The sequence below is a fragment of the Azospirillum sp. UENF 111221 genome, assembly GCF_058780625.1.
Genome location: NZ_JBSNCH010000001.1, coordinates 795,969 through 810,611, shown reverse-complemented (window position 1 = coordinate 810,611; position 14,643 = coordinate 795,969). Strand labels below are relative to the sequence as shown.

The 14,643-nt window shown below is 68.4% G+C and carries 14 protein-coding genes; 7 read left to right on the top strand and 7 right to left on the bottom strand.

Annotation, left to right across the window (positions count from 1 at the left end; all coding sequences use genetic code 11):
• Nucleotides 1–60: 60 nt before the first annotated feature.
• The 3 genes from arsB to ACWPN3_RS03580 are packed head-to-tail and all read right to left on the bottom strand — an operon-like array spanning nucleotide 61 to nucleotide 2,050.
• Nucleotides 61–1,092: an ACR3 family arsenite efflux transporter gene (arsB, locus tag ACWPN3_RS03590; RefSeq protein ID WP_492242677.1), complete on the bottom strand. Its 1,032-nt coding sequence runs from the start codon at nucleotides 1,090–1,092 to the stop codon at nucleotides 61–63.
• A 58-nt stretch (nucleotides 1,093–1,150) separates the two neighbouring features.
• The gene (locus ACWPN3_RS03585) at nucleotides 1,151–1,654 is read right to left on the bottom strand and encodes an arsenate reductase ArsC (RefSeq protein WP_492242512.1); all 504 of its coding nucleotides are present in this window, start codon (nucleotides 1,652–1,654) and stop codon (nucleotides 1,151–1,153) included.
• Nucleotides 1,655–1,675: 21 nt separating this feature from the next.
• Nucleotides 1,676–2,050 carry an ArsR/SmtB family transcription factor gene (locus ACWPN3_RS03580; RefSeq protein ID WP_109450699.1) on the bottom strand — a complete coding sequence of 125 codons (375 nt, stop codon included), beginning with the start codon at nucleotides 2,048–2,050 and terminating at the stop codon, nucleotides 1,676–1,678.
• Nucleotides 2,051–2,502: 452 nt separating this feature from the next.
• Between ACWPN3_RS03580 and pyp the strand changes: the two genes are divergently transcribed.
• Together pyp and pcl are read left to right on the top strand one after the other, a co-directional pair.
• On the top strand, nucleotides 2,503–2,892 hold the full coding sequence (gene pyp, locus ACWPN3_RS03575; RefSeq protein WP_247873218.1) for a photoactive yellow protein: 390 nt from the start codon (nucleotides 2,503–2,505) through the stop codon (nucleotides 2,890–2,892).
• A gap of 10 nt (nucleotides 2,893–2,902) precedes the next feature.
• Nucleotides 2,903–4,132 carry a 4-coumarate--CoA ligase gene (gene pcl / locus ACWPN3_RS03570; protein WP_492242513.1) on the top strand — a complete coding sequence of 410 codons (1,230 nt, stop codon included), beginning with the start codon at nucleotides 2,903–2,905 and terminating at the stop codon, nucleotides 4,130–4,132.
• 357 nt (nucleotides 4,133–4,489) lie between these two features.
• On the opposite strand, the gene ACWPN3_RS03565 is transcribed toward pcl, so the two are convergent.
• The gene (locus tag ACWPN3_RS03565) at nucleotides 4,490–5,377 is read right to left on the bottom strand and encodes a LysR family transcriptional regulator (protein ID WP_492242514.1); all 888 of its coding nucleotides are present in this window, start codon (nucleotides 5,375–5,377) and stop codon (nucleotides 4,490–4,492) included.
• 131 nt (nucleotides 5,378–5,508) lie between these two features.
• Between ACWPN3_RS03565 and ACWPN3_RS03560 the strand changes: the two genes are divergently transcribed.
• On the top strand, nucleotides 5,509–6,486 hold the full coding sequence (locus tag ACWPN3_RS03560) for a quinone oxidoreductase family protein (RefSeq protein WP_492242515.1): 978 nt from the start codon (nucleotides 5,509–5,511) through the stop codon (nucleotides 6,484–6,486).
• Here ACWPN3_RS03560 and ACWPN3_RS03555 read toward each other — a convergent pair.
• Nucleotides 6,473–6,967: a GNAT family N-acetyltransferase gene (locus ACWPN3_RS03555; protein ID WP_492242516.1), complete on the bottom strand. Its 495-nt coding sequence runs from the start codon at nucleotides 6,965–6,967 to the stop codon at nucleotides 6,473–6,475. The two genes, ACWPN3_RS03560 and ACWPN3_RS03555, sit on opposite strands and share 14 nt — an antisense overlap.
• Nucleotides 6,968–7,011: 44 nt before the next feature.
• Nucleotides 7,012–8,193 carry a PQQ-dependent sugar dehydrogenase gene (locus tag ACWPN3_RS03550; RefSeq protein ID WP_492242517.1) on the bottom strand — a complete coding sequence of 394 codons (1,182 nt, stop codon included), beginning with the start codon at nucleotides 8,191–8,193 and terminating at the stop codon, nucleotides 7,012–7,014.
• Here ACWPN3_RS03550 and ACWPN3_RS03545 point away from each other — a divergent pair.
• The gene (locus ACWPN3_RS03545; RefSeq protein ID WP_492261091.1) at nucleotides 8,129–9,442 is read left to right on the top strand and encodes a sensor histidine kinase; all 1,314 of its coding nucleotides are present in this window, start codon (nucleotides 8,129–8,131) and stop codon (nucleotides 9,440–9,442) included. The genes ACWPN3_RS03550 and ACWPN3_RS03545 overlap by 65 nt on opposite strands.
• Nucleotides 9,443–9,623: 181 nt before the next feature.
• Nucleotides 9,624–10,697 (top strand): NAD(P)-dependent alcohol dehydrogenase, encoded by a 1,074-nt coding sequence (locus tag ACWPN3_RS03540; RefSeq protein WP_492242519.1) that lies wholly within the window; start codon nucleotides 9,624–9,626, stop codon nucleotides 10,695–10,697.
• A gap of 111 nt (nucleotides 10,698–10,808) precedes the next feature.
• Here ACWPN3_RS03540 and ACWPN3_RS03535 read toward each other — a convergent pair whose 3' ends face one another.
• On the bottom strand, nucleotides 10,809–12,092 hold the full coding sequence (locus tag ACWPN3_RS03535) for an ABC transporter substrate-binding protein (RefSeq protein WP_492242520.1): 1,284 nt from the start codon (nucleotides 12,090–12,092) through the stop codon (nucleotides 10,809–10,811).
• A gap of 279 nt (nucleotides 12,093–12,371) precedes the next feature.
• Between ACWPN3_RS03535 and ACWPN3_RS03530 the strand changes: the two genes are divergently transcribed.
• Both ACWPN3_RS03530 and ACWPN3_RS03525 read left to right on the top strand, forming a co-directional pair.
• A complete protein-coding gene (locus ACWPN3_RS03530; RefSeq protein ID WP_109450716.1) occupies nucleotides 12,372–13,121 on the top strand; it encodes a response regulator in 750 nt (249 codons plus the stop codon).
• Complete coding sequence (locus tag ACWPN3_RS03525; RefSeq protein ID WP_492242521.1) at nucleotides 13,111–14,571, top strand: ATP-binding protein; 1,461 nt, start codon at nucleotides 13,111–13,113, stop codon at nucleotides 14,569–14,571. The genes ACWPN3_RS03530 and ACWPN3_RS03525 overlap by 11 nt, the downstream gene beginning before the upstream one ends.
• Nucleotides 14,572–14,643 lie beyond the last annotated feature (72 nt).

Below are 14,643 nucleotides of genomic sequence, written 5' to 3'. Positions count from 1 at the left end.
CGGCGGTATGCCGGGACCGTCTCAATCATGCGCAGAAAAGACCCATGAAAAGGCGGGGGTTCATGCCCCCGCCTTACTTTCGTACCACGGCTTGGTTGCCTTGACGATGCGCACCACGGACAGCATCACCGGGACTTCGACCAGCACCCCGACCACGGTGGCGAGTGCCGCCCCGGAGCCGAGCCCGAACAGACTGATGGCTGCCGCCACCGCCAGTTCAAAGAAGTTGGAGGCGCCGATCAGCGCGGCCGGCGCCGCCACGCACCATGCCACCCCGAACCGGCGCGACAGCCAATAGGCCAGCCCGGCGTTGACATAGACCTGGATCAGGATCGGCACCGCCAGCAGCAGGATGACCATAGGCTGCGCCAGGATCTGCTCGCCCTGGAAGCCGAACAGCAGGACCAGCGTGCTCAGCAGAGCCAGCAGCGACACCGGCTGGATGCGGCGGAGCACGCGCGTCAGCGCCGGCTCGCCGCCAGCCGCCAGCAGGCTGCGCCGCCAGATCTGCGCGGCCACCACCGGGATGACGATGTAGAGCAGCACCGACAGCAGCAGCGTGCCCCACGGCACGGTGATCGACGCCACCCCCAGCAGCAGCCCGACCAGCGGCGCGAAGGCGAACACCATGATCAGGTCGTTCAGCGCCACTTGGCTCAGCGTGTAGTGCGGTTCGCCGTCGCACAGGTTGGACCACACGAACACCATGGCGGTGCAGGGGGCGGCGGCCAGCAGGATCAGCCCGGCGATGTAGGAGGAGATCTGCTCCTGCGGCAGCAGCGGGGCGAACAGATGGCCGATGAACAGCGTGCCGAGCAGCGCCATCGAGAAGGGCTTGACCGCCCAGTTGATGAACAGCGTCACGCCGATGCCGCGCCAATGTTCCTTGACCTGTCCCAACGCGCCGAGGTCGATCTTCAGCAGCATCGGCACGATCATCAGCCAGATCAGCAGGGCGACCGGCAGATTGACACGGGCGATCTCGGCCGCGGCAATCGCCCGGAACAGGCCGGGCACCAGATGGCCGAGCGCGATGCCGGCGACGATGCACAGCCCCACCCAAAGGCTGAGATAGCGCTCGAAAGTCCCCATGGCGGGACGGGCGGCCGGGGCGGACTGGATGTCAGCGGTCATGGATTTGCTCCCCGCGTCACGATTTTGCCGGCGCCATCTCGTCCATCCGCCGCTTCAGCGCCATGCGGTCGAGCGACGCGATGGGCAGGCTGGCGAAAGCCTGGATGCGGCGCTCGATCTGCCCGAACACCGTGGCGGTGAAGGCTGCCTTCTCCGCATCGGTCCCTTCGGCGCTGGAGGGGTCGGCAAAGCCCCAATGGGCGCTGATCGGCTGTCCCGGCCACACCGGGCAGACCTCGCCCGCGGCGTTGTCGCAGACGGTGACGATGAAATCCATGTGGGGCGCGCCGGGTGCTGCGAATTCGTCCCAGCTCTTCGACCGGAGGTCCGCCGTCGGAAAGCCCAGCCGCTCCAGCAGGTCGCGGACGGTGGGGTTGATGCGCCCGGACGGCTGGCTGCCGGCGCTGAAGCCGCGGAAGCGGCCCTGGCCCTCCCGGTTCATCAGGCATTCCGCCATGACACTGCGGGCGCTGTTGTGCGTGCAGAGGAACAGCACGTTGTAGACGCGGTTCTCGGCCATTTTCCGCTCCGTTTTCGGTTCTCAGCAGCCGCAGCGCGGGCTTGCGGTCTTCTCGCCATTGGCAGCTTCCGGCGTCGGCGCGCAGACCGGGATGCAGGCGCCCGCATTGGCCGACCGGCCACAGCAGTTTTCCGACAGAAAGCCGACGATGCCGGTCATCCGCCCGAAATCGGCCGAATAGATCAGCGACCGGCTCTCGCGCCGCTGCAGGATCAGCCCGGCATTGGTCAGCGCCGACAGGTGGAAGGACAGGGTGGCCGGCGCGACCCCCAGAGCCTCCGCAATCGATCCGGCGGAGCGGCCTTCCGGCCCGGCTTCCACCAGCAGGCGGAAGATGTCCAACCGCGTTTCCTGCGCCAGGGCCGCCAGCCCGGCCAGGACATCCTTCTTTTCCATCGTCTTTTCCAAGCCAACCACCCATCGCCTGAAGCCGTGCTATTGGCCGGGCGCCGATTCGATTATTCGATAAATATCGAAATAATACGTGGTGGTGTCTGTGGTCAACATCATTTCGATGAAAATCGAAATGACAAGGCGGATCGTCCTATTTCACGGAAAGGTTTGAAAGGGCAGAGGCAAGATCGCCCTTAAGGAGAATTGTATATTAACTAATGTATATCCGGTCATATGGCGCAATATTTTGATGATATGATTTTGAGTTTTTGTAGACAAACGAGTTCACGATAAATACCTCTATGGATAACGGCAGCGACGATGAAAAACCAAGCCGCCGAACTCTTCTTTGAAATCATCCTTCATGCGACGGATCGCCTCCAGGAGGCGTCGTAACCTGCCCGCTGTGCCGTCGGCGCAGCGCCCATCGTCCTGGACACGGAGATTTTTCCATCATGACCGCGACCATGCAGCTCGTCGAATTCGGCACGGCCGACATCGAGAACACCCTTGGCAAGATGAGTGCGGCGGACATCGACCGTCTCGCCTTCGGCGCCGTGCAGCTCGATGCCGCCGGCCGCATCCTTCAGTACAATTCCGCTGAAGGCGCCATCACCGGACGCGATCCGAAGACCGTCGTCGGCAAGAATTTCTTCACCGAGATCGCCCCCTGCACCAACACCCCGGCCTTCAAGGGCGTGTTCGACAAGGGCGTCCAGTCGAAGGACCTGAACACGATGATCGAATACACCTTCAATTACCAGATGAAGCCGACCAAGGTGAAGGTGCACATGAAGAAGGCCCTGATCGGCGACAGCTACTGGGTTTTCGTCAAGCGCCTGTGAGCCGATTGCCATGAAGACCGATCGCTGGTGGCAGGATCGCGACGCTCTGGGCAGGGTCGTCCGCGATCTGCTGGCGGGGGAATTCGCCCGGCTCCGGCCGGGTGTCCCGCCGTCCGCCGCAGGCTCTCCCTGGCCCGAAACCGTCCCGCTCGGTCCCGGCGGGGTGGGGGCGGATTCCCTCGACCTGCTGCAACTCGCTGCGGCACTCAACGAGTCCCTGCACCTCCACCGCAGCGGCATCGAGGACTATCTGCTGGTGCGGCGGACGGTCGGCGACTGGCTCGATGTCTGCGAAACGGCGCTCGGCCGCTTCGACAGCGCCCTGGGTTTCCGCACCTCGGGCAGCACCGGCGAAGGGAAGCGCTGCGAACATCCGCTGGCCGCGCTGGAGGAGGAGGCCGACGCGCTTGCCGCCCTGCTGTCCGCCGGTCCGGTCGCTCCGCGGCGCATCGTCAGCGTCGTCCCGGCCCATCACATCTACGGCTTTCTCTTCACCGTGCTGCTGCCGAACCGTCTGGCGGTTCCGGTGGTGGATGGGCGCGCCGCGTCGCCCGGCGGGCTGGCGGCCCGGCTCGAACCCGGCGACCTCGTCGTCGCCCATCCCGACTGGTGGGGCGCCCTGCTGCGGTCCGGCGCGGGGCTGCCTGACGGCGTGATGGGCACCAGCTCCACCGCGCCCTGTCCCGCCGACACGGCGCATGGCGTGCGCCGGCTCGGACTGGCGCGGCTGGTGGAGGTGTTCGGCTCGTCGGAAACCGCCGGACTGGGCTGGCGCGACAACCCCGACGCTCCCTTCCGGCCTTTCCCCTGGTGGCGGTTCGGCGAGGAGGGCAGGGTGAGCCGCCGGCTTGCCGATGGAACGATCCTGTCCGCAACGCTTCAGGACCGGCTGACCCACAGCGACGGCGGTTTCCGTCCGGGCGGCCGTCTCGACACGGTGGTGCAGGTCGGCGGCGTCAATGTCTCGCTGGCGGCGGTGCAGGCGCATCTGGCCGGCCATCCCGACGTCGAAGCCGTCGTGGTGAGGCTGATGCGGCCGGAGGAGGGCACGCGGCTGAAGGCTTTCGTCGTCCCGGCATGCAACGCGCCGCCACAGGAGGACCTGTGCCGGCGGCTGACGGATTGGATCGAGGCGACGCTTCCGGCTCCGCAGCGCCCGCGCGCGCTGGCCATCGGGCCGGCATTGCCGGTGAATGACATGGGAAAACCCTGCGACTGGCCCGTGGCATCGCAGGGGTGATCGGCATAAGGGGAAAGTGACGGGCGATCCGGTCCGGGGCTGCCGTGTTCGGCGGCTCCGGTCCGGTCGCGGAGACCCTGAGGCGGGAGGTCAGAAGCCGATGATGCCCGTCATCCACAGCAGGATCACGATAATTCCGGGAACGCCCAGAAGCCAAAGCAGGATAGGCATGCGTTTCCTCCATATTCAGGTGTTCAGTCTGCAAGAGCGCTGCTCTTCGATGCTGCTGAATGAACGGAGTAACTTGCCGGTCTGTTCCCTCGTTTCTCCCGCCGAGGCCGTGCTTCGCGTAAAAATTTTGTCGGTACCGCCGATGGTACCGCCCGTGATTGCGTCGCAACGACGACGATAATGCCTTCAATCCTCCAGCAGCGACCGCTCTGCGGCGATGATCGACACCAGGGCGTCCATCACCGCCCGCACCCGTGCCGACCGCCGGAGATCGTTGTGCACCAGCAGCCACAGCTCGCGCGGCTGCGGCGGCGAAAGGCCCGCGGCCGGAACCGCCGGAACCAGGGCGGGAATTGGAACCGCGTCCGCCCGACCCAGGAAATGCGGAATCGCGGCGATGCCGATGCCGGCCGCCGCAGCCGCGCGCAGGCTCATCAGATCGTTGGCGCGGAAGACGAAGGGGCGGCGGCCGGCCACCTGCCGCAGCCAGCGCTGCTGCGGCACATGGTCCATGCTGTCGTCATAGCCGATGAACTCCCAGTCGGCCTCGTCGCGGCCGTCGAGATAATCCGGCGTCGCATAGAGCCCATAGCCCATGGCGCCAATCCGGCGGGCGACCAGCCCGTCATCCTCCGGCCGTTGCAGGCGCAGCGCGAGATCGGCCTCCCGCCGGGTCAGGCTGACCGCACGGACGTCGCCGACCAGCTCCACCACCAGCCTGGGCAGCGTCCGCCGCAGGCCGGCCAGCCGTGGGGCGAGGAAACTGCTGGAGAAGGCCGGCGGGGCCGACAGGCGCACGACACCGGCCGGCTCGCCCGGCTGGCCGCGGGCATGGCGTTCCACCGCCAGCACCCCATCCTCCACCCGGCGGGCCAGGGCCGCGAATTCCTCCGCTTCTGCGGTCGGGGCATAGCCGCGCGGCAGCCGGTCGAACAGGCGCACGCCAAGGTCGGCTTCCAGTGCCGCCACCCGGCGGGCGACGGTGGAGTGGTCCACCCCCAGCTTCCGGGCCGTCGCCGACAGGCTGCCGCTGTCCGCCAGCGCCAGGAAGACGCGAAGGTCATCCCAGTTCATCGGCCCATTCCAACCGGTCTCCACATCTCTGTGCAAAAACACCCAGGACTTGGGCGAGTTTGCCGAATTTCAGCGTATTGCACCACAGATTAACCTCCGCTCCACCGCAACGATCGATGGAGACACCCGATATGATCCGCTCAATCCAGATGACGGGGCCAGGCGGCGCCGAGGTGATGCGGCCTGCCCTCATCGACCTGCCGGCCCCGCGCGAGGGCGAGATCCGCCTGCGCCATGCCGCCGCCGGGGTCAATTTCGTCGACATCTACCACCGCACCGGTCTCTATCCGCTGCCGGCCTATCCCGCGACGCTCGGTGTCGAGGGCGCCGGCGTGGTGGAGGCGGTCGGGCCGGGGGTGAACGGGCTCGCGGTCGGCGACCGCGTCGCCTGGGCCGGGCTGCCGGCCGGCGGTTATGCCGAGGCACGCCTACTGGCCGCCGACCGCGCGATGCGCCTGCCGGATGGTGTGGAACCGGTGGCCGCCGCGTCGCTGCTGCTGCGCGGCATCACCGTCCACATGCTGCTCAACCGGGTCTGCCCGGTCGGTCCGGGCAGCACGATCCTGGTGCATGCCGCCGCCGGCGGGCTTGGCCTGCTGCTGATCCAATGGGCGAAGAGCCTGGGCGCTACCGTCATCGGCACGGTCGGCAGCGCCGCCAAGGCGGAGACCGCCCGCGCCCACGGGCTTGACCACGCGATCCTGTATCGGGACGAGGACTTCGTCGCCGCCGTCCGCGACCTGACCGGCGGGCACGGCGCCGATGTCGCGGTGGACGGCATCGGCGGCGACACGCTGCGCCGGACCTTCGACGCGGTGCGGCTGTTCGGCACGGTGGCCAGCGTCGGTCAGGCCGGCGGGCCGGTCGCCCCGGTCGAACTGTCCGAACTGGGGCCGCGCCGTTCGCTCTGCCTCGCCCGGCCCAGCGTGTTCGCCTACATGGCCGATCCCGCCACCTACCGTGCCGCCGCCGGGGAGGTGCTGGCCCGCGTCGCCGCAGGCCTGAGCGCCGGTCCGGTAACCTGCCTGCCGCTCGATGCCGCGGCGGACGCCCATCGCGCGCTGGAGGGGCGGGACACCAGCGGCGCCCTGGTCCTCACGCCCGGTTGAGGCGCGCCGCCGGGACCAGCCACTTCTCCATGGCGTAGTTGTGGATCGGCACATCGCCGATTTTGAGATCCCGGCGAGCCAGCAGGGTGAAGCCGCGGCGCAGCAGGAAGGGGCGGGCGGCCTCGCTCGCCTCCACATGCAGGCGGGGGTGGCCGAGCACCAGGGCGCGTGCCTCCAGCACGTCGACCAGAGCCGACATCACGCCGCGGCCGGCGGCCTCGGGCGCGCAATAGAGGAAGTTGATGTGGCCGTCGGTCTCGACGTCGCTGAAGGCCACCGCCTGGTCGTCGCCATCCACCGCGACCAGGGCGACGCGGCCGTCGCCATAGGCCTCCAGCACCCGCTCCACCGTCGGCGCCCTGGCGGCCCAGGCCTCCACCTGCTCGGCGCTGTAGAAGCGGGGGCCGATGCCGCGGACGGAGCGGGCGTAAAGCTGCGCCAGGACGGGCGCGTCCGACGGCCGGTAATCCCTGATCCTCATCTGTCCCACTTCCTGTCCCATCTTCCGGCCCGCTCTTCAGGCGGTCATTTCGCCGGCGCCAGCCGCAAGACCGCGCCGTCGGCGGCATCGGTGATGACATAGAGGGCGTCGTCGGGACCCTGTGCCACATCGCGGATGCGCGCGTCGAGCGGAATGCGCTCCACCTCTTTCGCCCCGGTGCCATCGATGGCGACGCGCACCAGCCCCTTGGCGCTGAGGCCGCCGATCAGGGCGCTGCCCTGCCAGTCGCGGAACAGCCCGCCGGTGTAGAAGGCCATGCCCGACGGCGAGATCACCGGCGTCCAGTGGATGACAGCGTCGGTGAACTCCTTGCGGGTCGGCGGGTCGGGGATGTCGCGGCCGTCGTAATGCTTGCCCCAGCTGACGAGCGGCCAGCCGTAATTCTTCCCGGCTTCCGGCCGGTTCAGCTCGTCGCCGCCCATCGGGCCCATCTCGGCGATCCACAGCGCTCCGCTGCGCGGGTCGATGGCCGCCGCCTCGATGTTGCGGTGGCCGTAGGACCAGACGGCGCCGGCCGTCGCCCCCTCACCGGCGAACGGATTGTCCTTCGGAGCCGAGCCGTCGCGGTTCAGCCGGACCACCTTGCCCAGCGTGTTGTCGCGGCTCTGCGCCGGATCGAACTTGTAGCGCTCGCCCAGCGTCAGGAAGATGTGGCCGTCGGGCGCGAAGGCGATGCGGGTGCCGAAATGGTTGCCGCCGTCCACCTTGGGCGTCTGGCGGAAAATCACCTTGAAGTCCTCGATGCCGCGCTCGCCCAGCGTGCCGCGCGCGAGCGCCGTGCCTGCGGTGCCGCCATCCCCCGGCTCGGCATAGGCGAGGTAGATCATCCGGTTGCGGGCGAAGTCTGGATCGACGGCCACGTCCATCAGTCCGCCCTGGCCCTGGTTGAAGACCTTCGGCGTGCCAGCCAGCGGGGAGGAGAGCGAGCCGTCGCGCGCCATGATGCGCAGCCGCCCCGGCTTTTCCGTCACCAGCGCCCGGCCGTCGGGGAGGAAATCGATGCCCCAGGGCCGCTCCAGCCCGGCGGCGACGCGGCTGACCGCCACCGGCCCGGCGCTGGTGCGGACGGTCTTCACCGTCTGGGCATTGCCCGCCTGCACCTGACTTTGCCCCTGTTGTGCCTGTGCCGGGGCAAGCGGAATGGCGAGGGCGGCAATGAGAGCGGCGATCGGGGCGGTGGCCGACAGGGTCAGGGTGCTGCGCATCACGATCCTCCGGTTTTTCGGGATTGACCTTGCAGATGGGGGTGCGGGGCCGGCGGCCAAGGCCGGCTCCCCCGAAAGACTCGCCCGGCGAGATGGCCGACCGGAGCCTGGACGCAATTCGTCACATGTTTGTGTGCATACCCGGGTCATCCGATTTCACACGCCGATTGTTACCGTTCCGTTGCGGTGTTCGGAGCAGGGAACGGGGTATGGAAGACTTTTTCGCCGGCTGTCGTCCAGCCTCCCACGCGCCGTCTGGGCACAGTACGGGATCACGCTGTTGCTGGTCGGGCTGACGGCGCTGGTGCGCCATGCGCTCGATCCGCTGCTGTTCAAATACCCGTTCCTGCTCTTCATCCCGACCATCTTCGTCATCGCCCTGCTGTTCGACCGCGGGTCGGGCTATCTGGCGGTTGCGCTGTCGGGTCTGTTTTCGGCCTGGTTCTTCATGAAGCCGGAGGGGATGCTGTGGGTCGCCGAGCCGGGCGACCGTCTGGCCTTCCTCATCTATATGGCCCTCGGTTTCGGCATCGCCGGCGGTGCCCATGCCCTGCGCCGGGCGAACGAGCGGCTGCGCGACTATTCGGACCGGCTTGCCGCCGCCAATGAGGAAAAGGATCTGATGCTGCACGAGATCCATCACCGGATCCGCAACGACCTGCAACAAATCTGCGCCCAGCTGACGCTCGCCGCCCACAAGGCCGGGGCGGGGGCGGAACAGGACATCGTCAGCGGCACCATCGAGCGGATCGGCGTGCTGGCCCGCGTCTATGTCCGGCTGCGCCGGGTGGAAGGCGTCAACATCGTCAGTTCGAAGGATTTCCTGGAAAGCCTGGTGGAGGATATCCAGCTCGGCGTCGTCGGGGTCAGGCCGGTGGCGGTCATCGCCGAGGTGGACGATGCCGATCTCGACATGAGCGTCGCGGTGGCGGTCGGCACCATCGCCAACGAACTGATCACCAACGCGCTGAAATACGCCTTTCCCGATGGCCGGGCCGGCCGCATCGAGCTGAGCTTCCGCAAGGAGGAAACCGGGTGCGTGCTGCGCGTGTGCGACGACGGCGTGGGCATGCAGTCCGAGCGGCCGCAGGGGACCGGGCTGGGCGGCCGGATCATGCGGCTGCTTGCCCTGCAACTGCGCGGCAGCCTCGACATCGAGCCGAGGCCGGAGCGTGGGTTGAAGGCGACCCTGCGCTTTCCCTGCTGCCAGGCGGCGTCGTCCGCGGGCGACGGTCCCGCCATCTGCTGAAAAACAGGCCATGCTGGAGCGGGGGAGGGCGATTTCCCGCAACCGGCCAATCTGCGTCAATGCGAACGTCCTCCCCGCCGCGTAGACTGGTCGGCGTGAAGCACAGCGCCGGCCGCGGGCCGTTTGCGAAGGTCACGCCAAACAGCCCCCCGACCGGCGACCACCATACTGGGAGGACGCCATGGTCATGATGAAAGCGGCGGTGTTCGTCGAACCGGGCCGCATCGTGCTGGACGACAAGCCGATCCCCGACGTCGGGCCGCTCGACGCGCTGATCCGCATCACGACGACGACGATCTGCGGCACCGACATCCACATCCTGAAGGGCGAATATCCGGTTGCCCGCGGCCTGACCATCGGCCATGAGCCGGTCGGCATCGTCGCGAAGCTGGGCTCCGCCGTCACCGGCTACCGCGAGGGGCAGCGGGTGATCGCCGGGGCTATCACCCCCAGCGGCCACAGCAACGCCTGCCTGTGCGGCTGCCATTCCCAGGACGGCGCCGGCACCAGGCATGGCTGGAAGCCGCTGGGCGGCTGGCGCTTCGGCAACAGCATCGACGGCTCCCAGGCAGAATACCTGCTGGTCCCCGACGCGATGGTCAACCTCGCCCCGGTGCCCGACGGGCTGACGGACGAGGAGGTGCTGATGTGCCCCGACATCATGTCCACCGGCTTCGCCGGGGCGGAGCGCGGCAACATCCGCATCGGCGACACGGTGGCGGTGTTCGCGCAAGGTCCCATCGGCCTGTGCGCCACCGCAGGCGCCAGGCTGAAGGGCGCCACCACCATCATCGCCGTCGACACCGTGCCGGTGCGGCTGGAGATGGCGCGGCGGATGGGGGCCGACCATGCGGTCGATTTCCGTCAAACCGATCCGGTGGAGGAAATCCTGCGGCTGACCGACGGCCGCGGCGTCGATGTCGCCATCGAGGCGCTGGGCACCCAGGCGACCTTCGAGGCGGCGCTGCGCGTGCTGCGGCCGGGCGGCACGCTGTCCAGTCTCGGCGTCTATTCCGCCGACCTGCGTCTGCCGCTGGGTGCGTTCGCCGCCGGTCTCGGCGACCACACCATCGTCACCTCGCTCTGCCCCGGCGGCAAGGAGCGGATGCGCCGGCTGATGGGCGTCGTCGCCTCCGGCCGTGTCGACCTCAAGCCGCTGGTCACCCACCGCTTCCCGCTGGAGCGGATCGAGGAGGCCTACGACCTGTTCGGCCACCAGCGCGACGGCGTGCTGAAGGTGGCGATCACGCCCTGATGCCCGACCCAATGCGCACATGAAAAGAAGCCCCTCTCCCAGGCGGGAGAGGGGCTTTCCAAGGTCACACGCAACACCAGAGGAGAGAGGACAAACAAGGAAAACCGAGGCTTACTTCGCCAGATCGACGGCTTCGGCCAGACGCTTCACCGCCTCCTGCGAGGTCATGGTGGAGTTGAAGTGGGCGGTGACGACATCCAGGAAGGCGCCGCGGACCGCACCGGGGACCGCCATCTCGTGGGCCATCGACGGAACCGCGCTGTTGGTGTCGATGGCGGTCTTCAGATCGTCCATCGACTTCACGGCGCATTCGTCGAAGCTGTCGCGCGCCATATCCTGGCGGGCGGGGATCGAGCCCTTCAGCACGTTGAAGGTCTCCTGGAACTTCTTGCCCAGGATCAGCTTGGCCAGCAGCTTCTGGCCGGCGGCGCGGTCGGCGTTGGCCGAGCTGAACATGACGAAGCTGTCGGAATTGACGATGTAGCCGAACTGGCCCGGCACATGGGCACAGACGAAATCCTTGCCCGGCACCTTGCCGGCGGCGGTCAGCTCGCCCTTTTCCCAGTCGCCCATGATCTGCATGGCGGCCTGCCCGTTCATCAGCAGGCCGGCGGCGAGGTTCCATTCGCGGCCGGGGAAGCCGTCGTCGACATAGCCGCGCAGCTTGCGCATCTGGTCGAACACCTTGACCATCGTGTCGCTGGTCAGCGCCTTGGCGTCCAGCTCCACCAGAGCCTTGCGGTAGAAGTCGGGACCGCCGAGGCCGAGGGTGACGTCCTCGAACAGGGCGCCCTCCTGCCAGGGCTGGCCGCCATGGGCCAGCGGGATGATGCCGGCGGCCTTCAGCTTGTCGGCGGCGGCGTTGAACTCGTCCCAGGTCTTCGGGATGGCGACGCCGGCCTTCTCCATGACCTTCGGGTTGACCCACATCCAGTTGACGCGGTGGATGTTCACCGGCACCGCGTAGTAATGGCCCTTGTAGGTCACCACGTCGCGGATCTGCGGCGGCAGGATGGCGTCCCAGTTCTCCGCCTTGGCGACCTCGTCCAGCGTCGCCAGCTTGCCCTGTGCCGCCCAGTCCTTGATGTTCGGACCCTTCAGCTGCACGGCGTTCGGCGGGTCGCCGGCCAGCACGCGGGAACGCAGCACGGTGCTGGCCGCGTCGCCGCCGCCGCCCGCGACCGGCGCATCGATCCACTTGCCGCCCGCCGCCTCGAAATCCTGGCGCAGCGCGCCCGCTGCCTTCGATTCGCCACCGGAGGTCCAGTAGTGCAGAACCTCCACCGCCGGCTCGGCCTTGGCGGGCAGGGCCATCAACGCGCCGGCCATGACGGTGGCCAGGGCAACCATGCTGGTCGCTGTCATGCCGAGGATGGATTTGCTGAGAGACGGCATTTTGGACATTTCCCCCTGTTCCCTGTCTTCGTTCGATCTTCGAGTTGGCCTTGGGCTGTCAGCCGTCCGGCCGTTGGAGGAACTCTATCCCGCGTGCAATTCGGCGCCCGGATTATTTGGTAACAACGCCTTATCACGGCCGCACCGCTGTTACGCAACCGTTACAAAGAGGCCCGCGCGGCGCACTGTACCCGGACCGGCGCGGGAGGCTACACTCAGGCCCAACGAACAAGAAAGCCCCCCTCCGCGGGGCAGGGAACGGAAGAGGGAAGGGTCGCCATGGAGCGCGCGCGCCATCTCCTGGTCGTGGACGACGATCCCGAGATCCGGGACATGCTGCATGATTTCCTGGTGAAGAGCGGCTTCCGCGTCTCCACCGCCGGCGACGGGCGCGAGATGGCGCGGGTGCTGGCGCAATGGCCGGTCGATCTCATCGTGCTCGACGTCATGCTGCCGGGGGAGGACGGGACCAGCCTGTGCCGCGGCCTGCGTGCCAAGTCGGAGACCCCCGTCATCATGCTGACCGCCATGGGAAGCGAGGTCGACCGCATCGTCGGGCTGGAGGTCGGCGCCGACGATTATCTGGTCAAGCCCTTCAGCGCGCGCGAACTGCTGGCCCGCATCCGTGCCATCCTGCGCCGCTGCGGCGGGCCGGAGCCGGTGCGCGAGCGGCCGCGCGTGCTGGGCTTCGCCGGCTGGTCGCTCGACCAGGGGCGGCGGGAACTGCGCACGCCGGACCGGGTGGTGGTCCATCTCAGCCAGGGTGAATACGCCCTGCTCGGCACGCTGCTGGAGCGCGCCCCCCAGGTGGTGGAGCGCACCGAGCTGCTGGAGAAGCACCGTGGCGACACCTCGATCCCCTTCGACCGCAGCATCGACATCCAGATCAGCCGCCTGCGCCGCAAGCTGGAGGAGGGGCCGGGCGGCTCCGGCCTGATCAAGACGGTGCGCGGCATCGGCTATCAGTTCACCGCGACGGTGGTGGACCAGGGCGAAGCCGCCTCTTCCGGGATAAGCCGTGGCGTTTGAACGCCTGCTGCCGGCCCAGATGCGCGCCGCCCGGCTGCGCCACCGCATCCTGGCGGCGATGGTGGCGCTGCTGGTGCTGACCCATGGCGGGGCACTGGTCGGCATGCAACTGGTCGACGACCGCGCACGGGAGCTGCTGACCGCCCACCGGCTGGGACCGGCGATGGCAGCGGCGGTGGAGGCGGCCGACCGCGCGCTGCTGGACGGGATCGCTGCCGGGCCGGCGCTGGCGTTGAGCGGGCTGCCCGACCTGTCGGTGTCCTGGCAGGGGCCCGGCATGCCGACGGTGCCCGCCGGCTGGATGCTGGAGGGGGTGCTGGACGCACCCCGCCCGGTGTTCGTCGCCGTCCAGCGCGCCCTGCTGTCCGTCCATTCCGCCCGCGCCCAGACGCTGGCGGAATCCCTCTCCCTGGTGGCGGAGGACACGGCGGCCCAGCTGCGCGACGCCCGCGTCTATGTCCAGCTTGCCGGCGGCGGCTGGCTGGAGTTCGCCAGCCCGCGCTTCTGGCGGCCGCGCACCACGCCGTTCGAGATGGTGCTGGCCGGTCTGGCCGCCTTCGGTCTGGCGCTGGGGCTGCTGCTCTGGCTGCCCGGCCGGCTGGTCCGCCCGCTGGAATCGCTGGCCGAACAGGCGACCCGCCCGCACGACCGCCTGCACCCCCGTCCCCTACCGGAGGATGGGCCGGAGGAGGTCGCCTCGCTCGCCCGCGCCTTCAACCAGGCGCGCAACGCGCTCCGCGACCTGATGGAGGGGCGGACCCATCTGCTGGCGGCGATCAGCCACGATTTGCGCACCCCGGCGACGCGGCTGCGGCTGCGCGCCGAATATGTCGATGACGACGCGCTGCGCGCCAAGATGATGGCCGACATCGACGAGATGGCGGCGATGGTCACCGCGACGCTGGAGTTTCTCGGCGACGACGTGCTGCGCGAGGAGGTCGAGGTGGTCGCCTTCGCCAGCCTGCTGCAGAGCCTGTGCGACGATTATGCCGACACCGGCTCCCCGGTGACCTACCACGAGCCGCCGCCGCTGCAGTTCGCCGCCGTCCGCACCATCTTCGGCGGCGGGGTGGAGCGCAGCGACCGTTTCGAGCAGGCCCGCCAGCTCCGCCTCGCCGGCCGTCCGTCCAGCCTGCGCCGCGCCTTCGCCAACCTGATCGACAACGCCATCAAGTACGGCGAGCGCGCCACCGTCTCCGTCGATGCCGACGCCGCCGAGATCGTCGTCGATGTCTGCGACGAGGGACCGGGCATCCCGGAGGCCGAGATCGCCAACGTCTTCAAGCCCTTCGTCCGGCTGGAAGGCTCCCGCAACCGCAAGACCGGCGGCAGCGGTCTCGGCCTGTCCATCGTGAAGTCCATCGTCGAGGCGCACCAGGGGCGGATCGAGCTGAGCAACCGCGCCAGCGGCGGCCTGCGGGTGCGGGTAACGCTGCCGCGGATGTTGTGAATGTCTATGCGTGTATCTCGGGGTTGTGGCTTGATTTGTGCGTTGTTCATGCGCATCATTCATGCGCATTGT

Coding starts and splice junctions, on each gene's coding strand:
- ACWPN3_RS03585 (WP_492242512.1), bottom strand. CDS start 1,654: ATGGCCGAGAACCGCGTCTACAACGTGCTGTTCCTCTGCACGCACAAC.
- ACWPN3_RS03560 (WP_492242515.1), top strand. CDS start 5,509: ATGATCCGCTCAATCCAGATGACGGGGCCAGGCGGCGCCGAGGTGATG.
- arsB (WP_492242677.1), bottom strand. CDS start 1,092: ATGGGGACTTTCGAGCGCTATCTCAGCCTTTGGGTGGGGCTGTGCATC.
- ACWPN3_RS03545 (WP_492261091.1), top strand. CDS start 8,129: ATGGCGAGGGCGGCAATGAGAGCGGCGATCGGGGCGGTGGCCGACAGG.
- ACWPN3_RS03535 (WP_492242520.1), bottom strand. CDS start 12,092: ATGCCGTCTCTCAGCAAATCCATCCTCGGCATGACAGCGACCAGCATG.
- ACWPN3_RS03550 (WP_492242517.1), bottom strand. CDS start 8,193: ATGCGCAGCACCCTGACCCTGTCGGCCACCGCCCCGATCGCCGCTCTC.
- ACWPN3_RS03530 (WP_109450716.1), top strand. CDS start 12,372: ATGGAGCGCGCGCGCCATCTCCTGGTCGTGGACGACGATCCCGAGATC.
- pcl (WP_492242513.1), top strand. CDS start 2,903: ATGAAGACCGATCGCTGGTGGCAGGATCGCGACGCTCTGGGCAGGGTC.
- ACWPN3_RS03540 (WP_492242519.1), top strand. CDS start 9,624: ATGGTCATGATGAAAGCGGCGGTGTTCGTCGAACCGGGCCGCATCGTG.
- pyp (WP_247873218.1), top strand. CDS start 2,503: ATGACCGCGACCATGCAGCTCGTCGAATTCGGCACGGCCGACATCGAG.
- ACWPN3_RS03565 (WP_492242514.1), bottom strand. CDS start 5,377: ATGAACTGGGATGACCTTCGCGTCTTCCTGGCGCTGGCGGACAGCGGC.
- ACWPN3_RS03555 (WP_492242516.1), bottom strand. CDS start 6,967: ATGAGGATCAGGGATTACCGGCCGTCGGACGCGCCCGTCCTGGCGCAG.
- ACWPN3_RS03580 (WP_109450699.1), bottom strand. CDS start 2,050: ATGGAAAAGAAGGATGTCCTGGCCGGGCTGGCGGCCCTGGCGCAGGAA.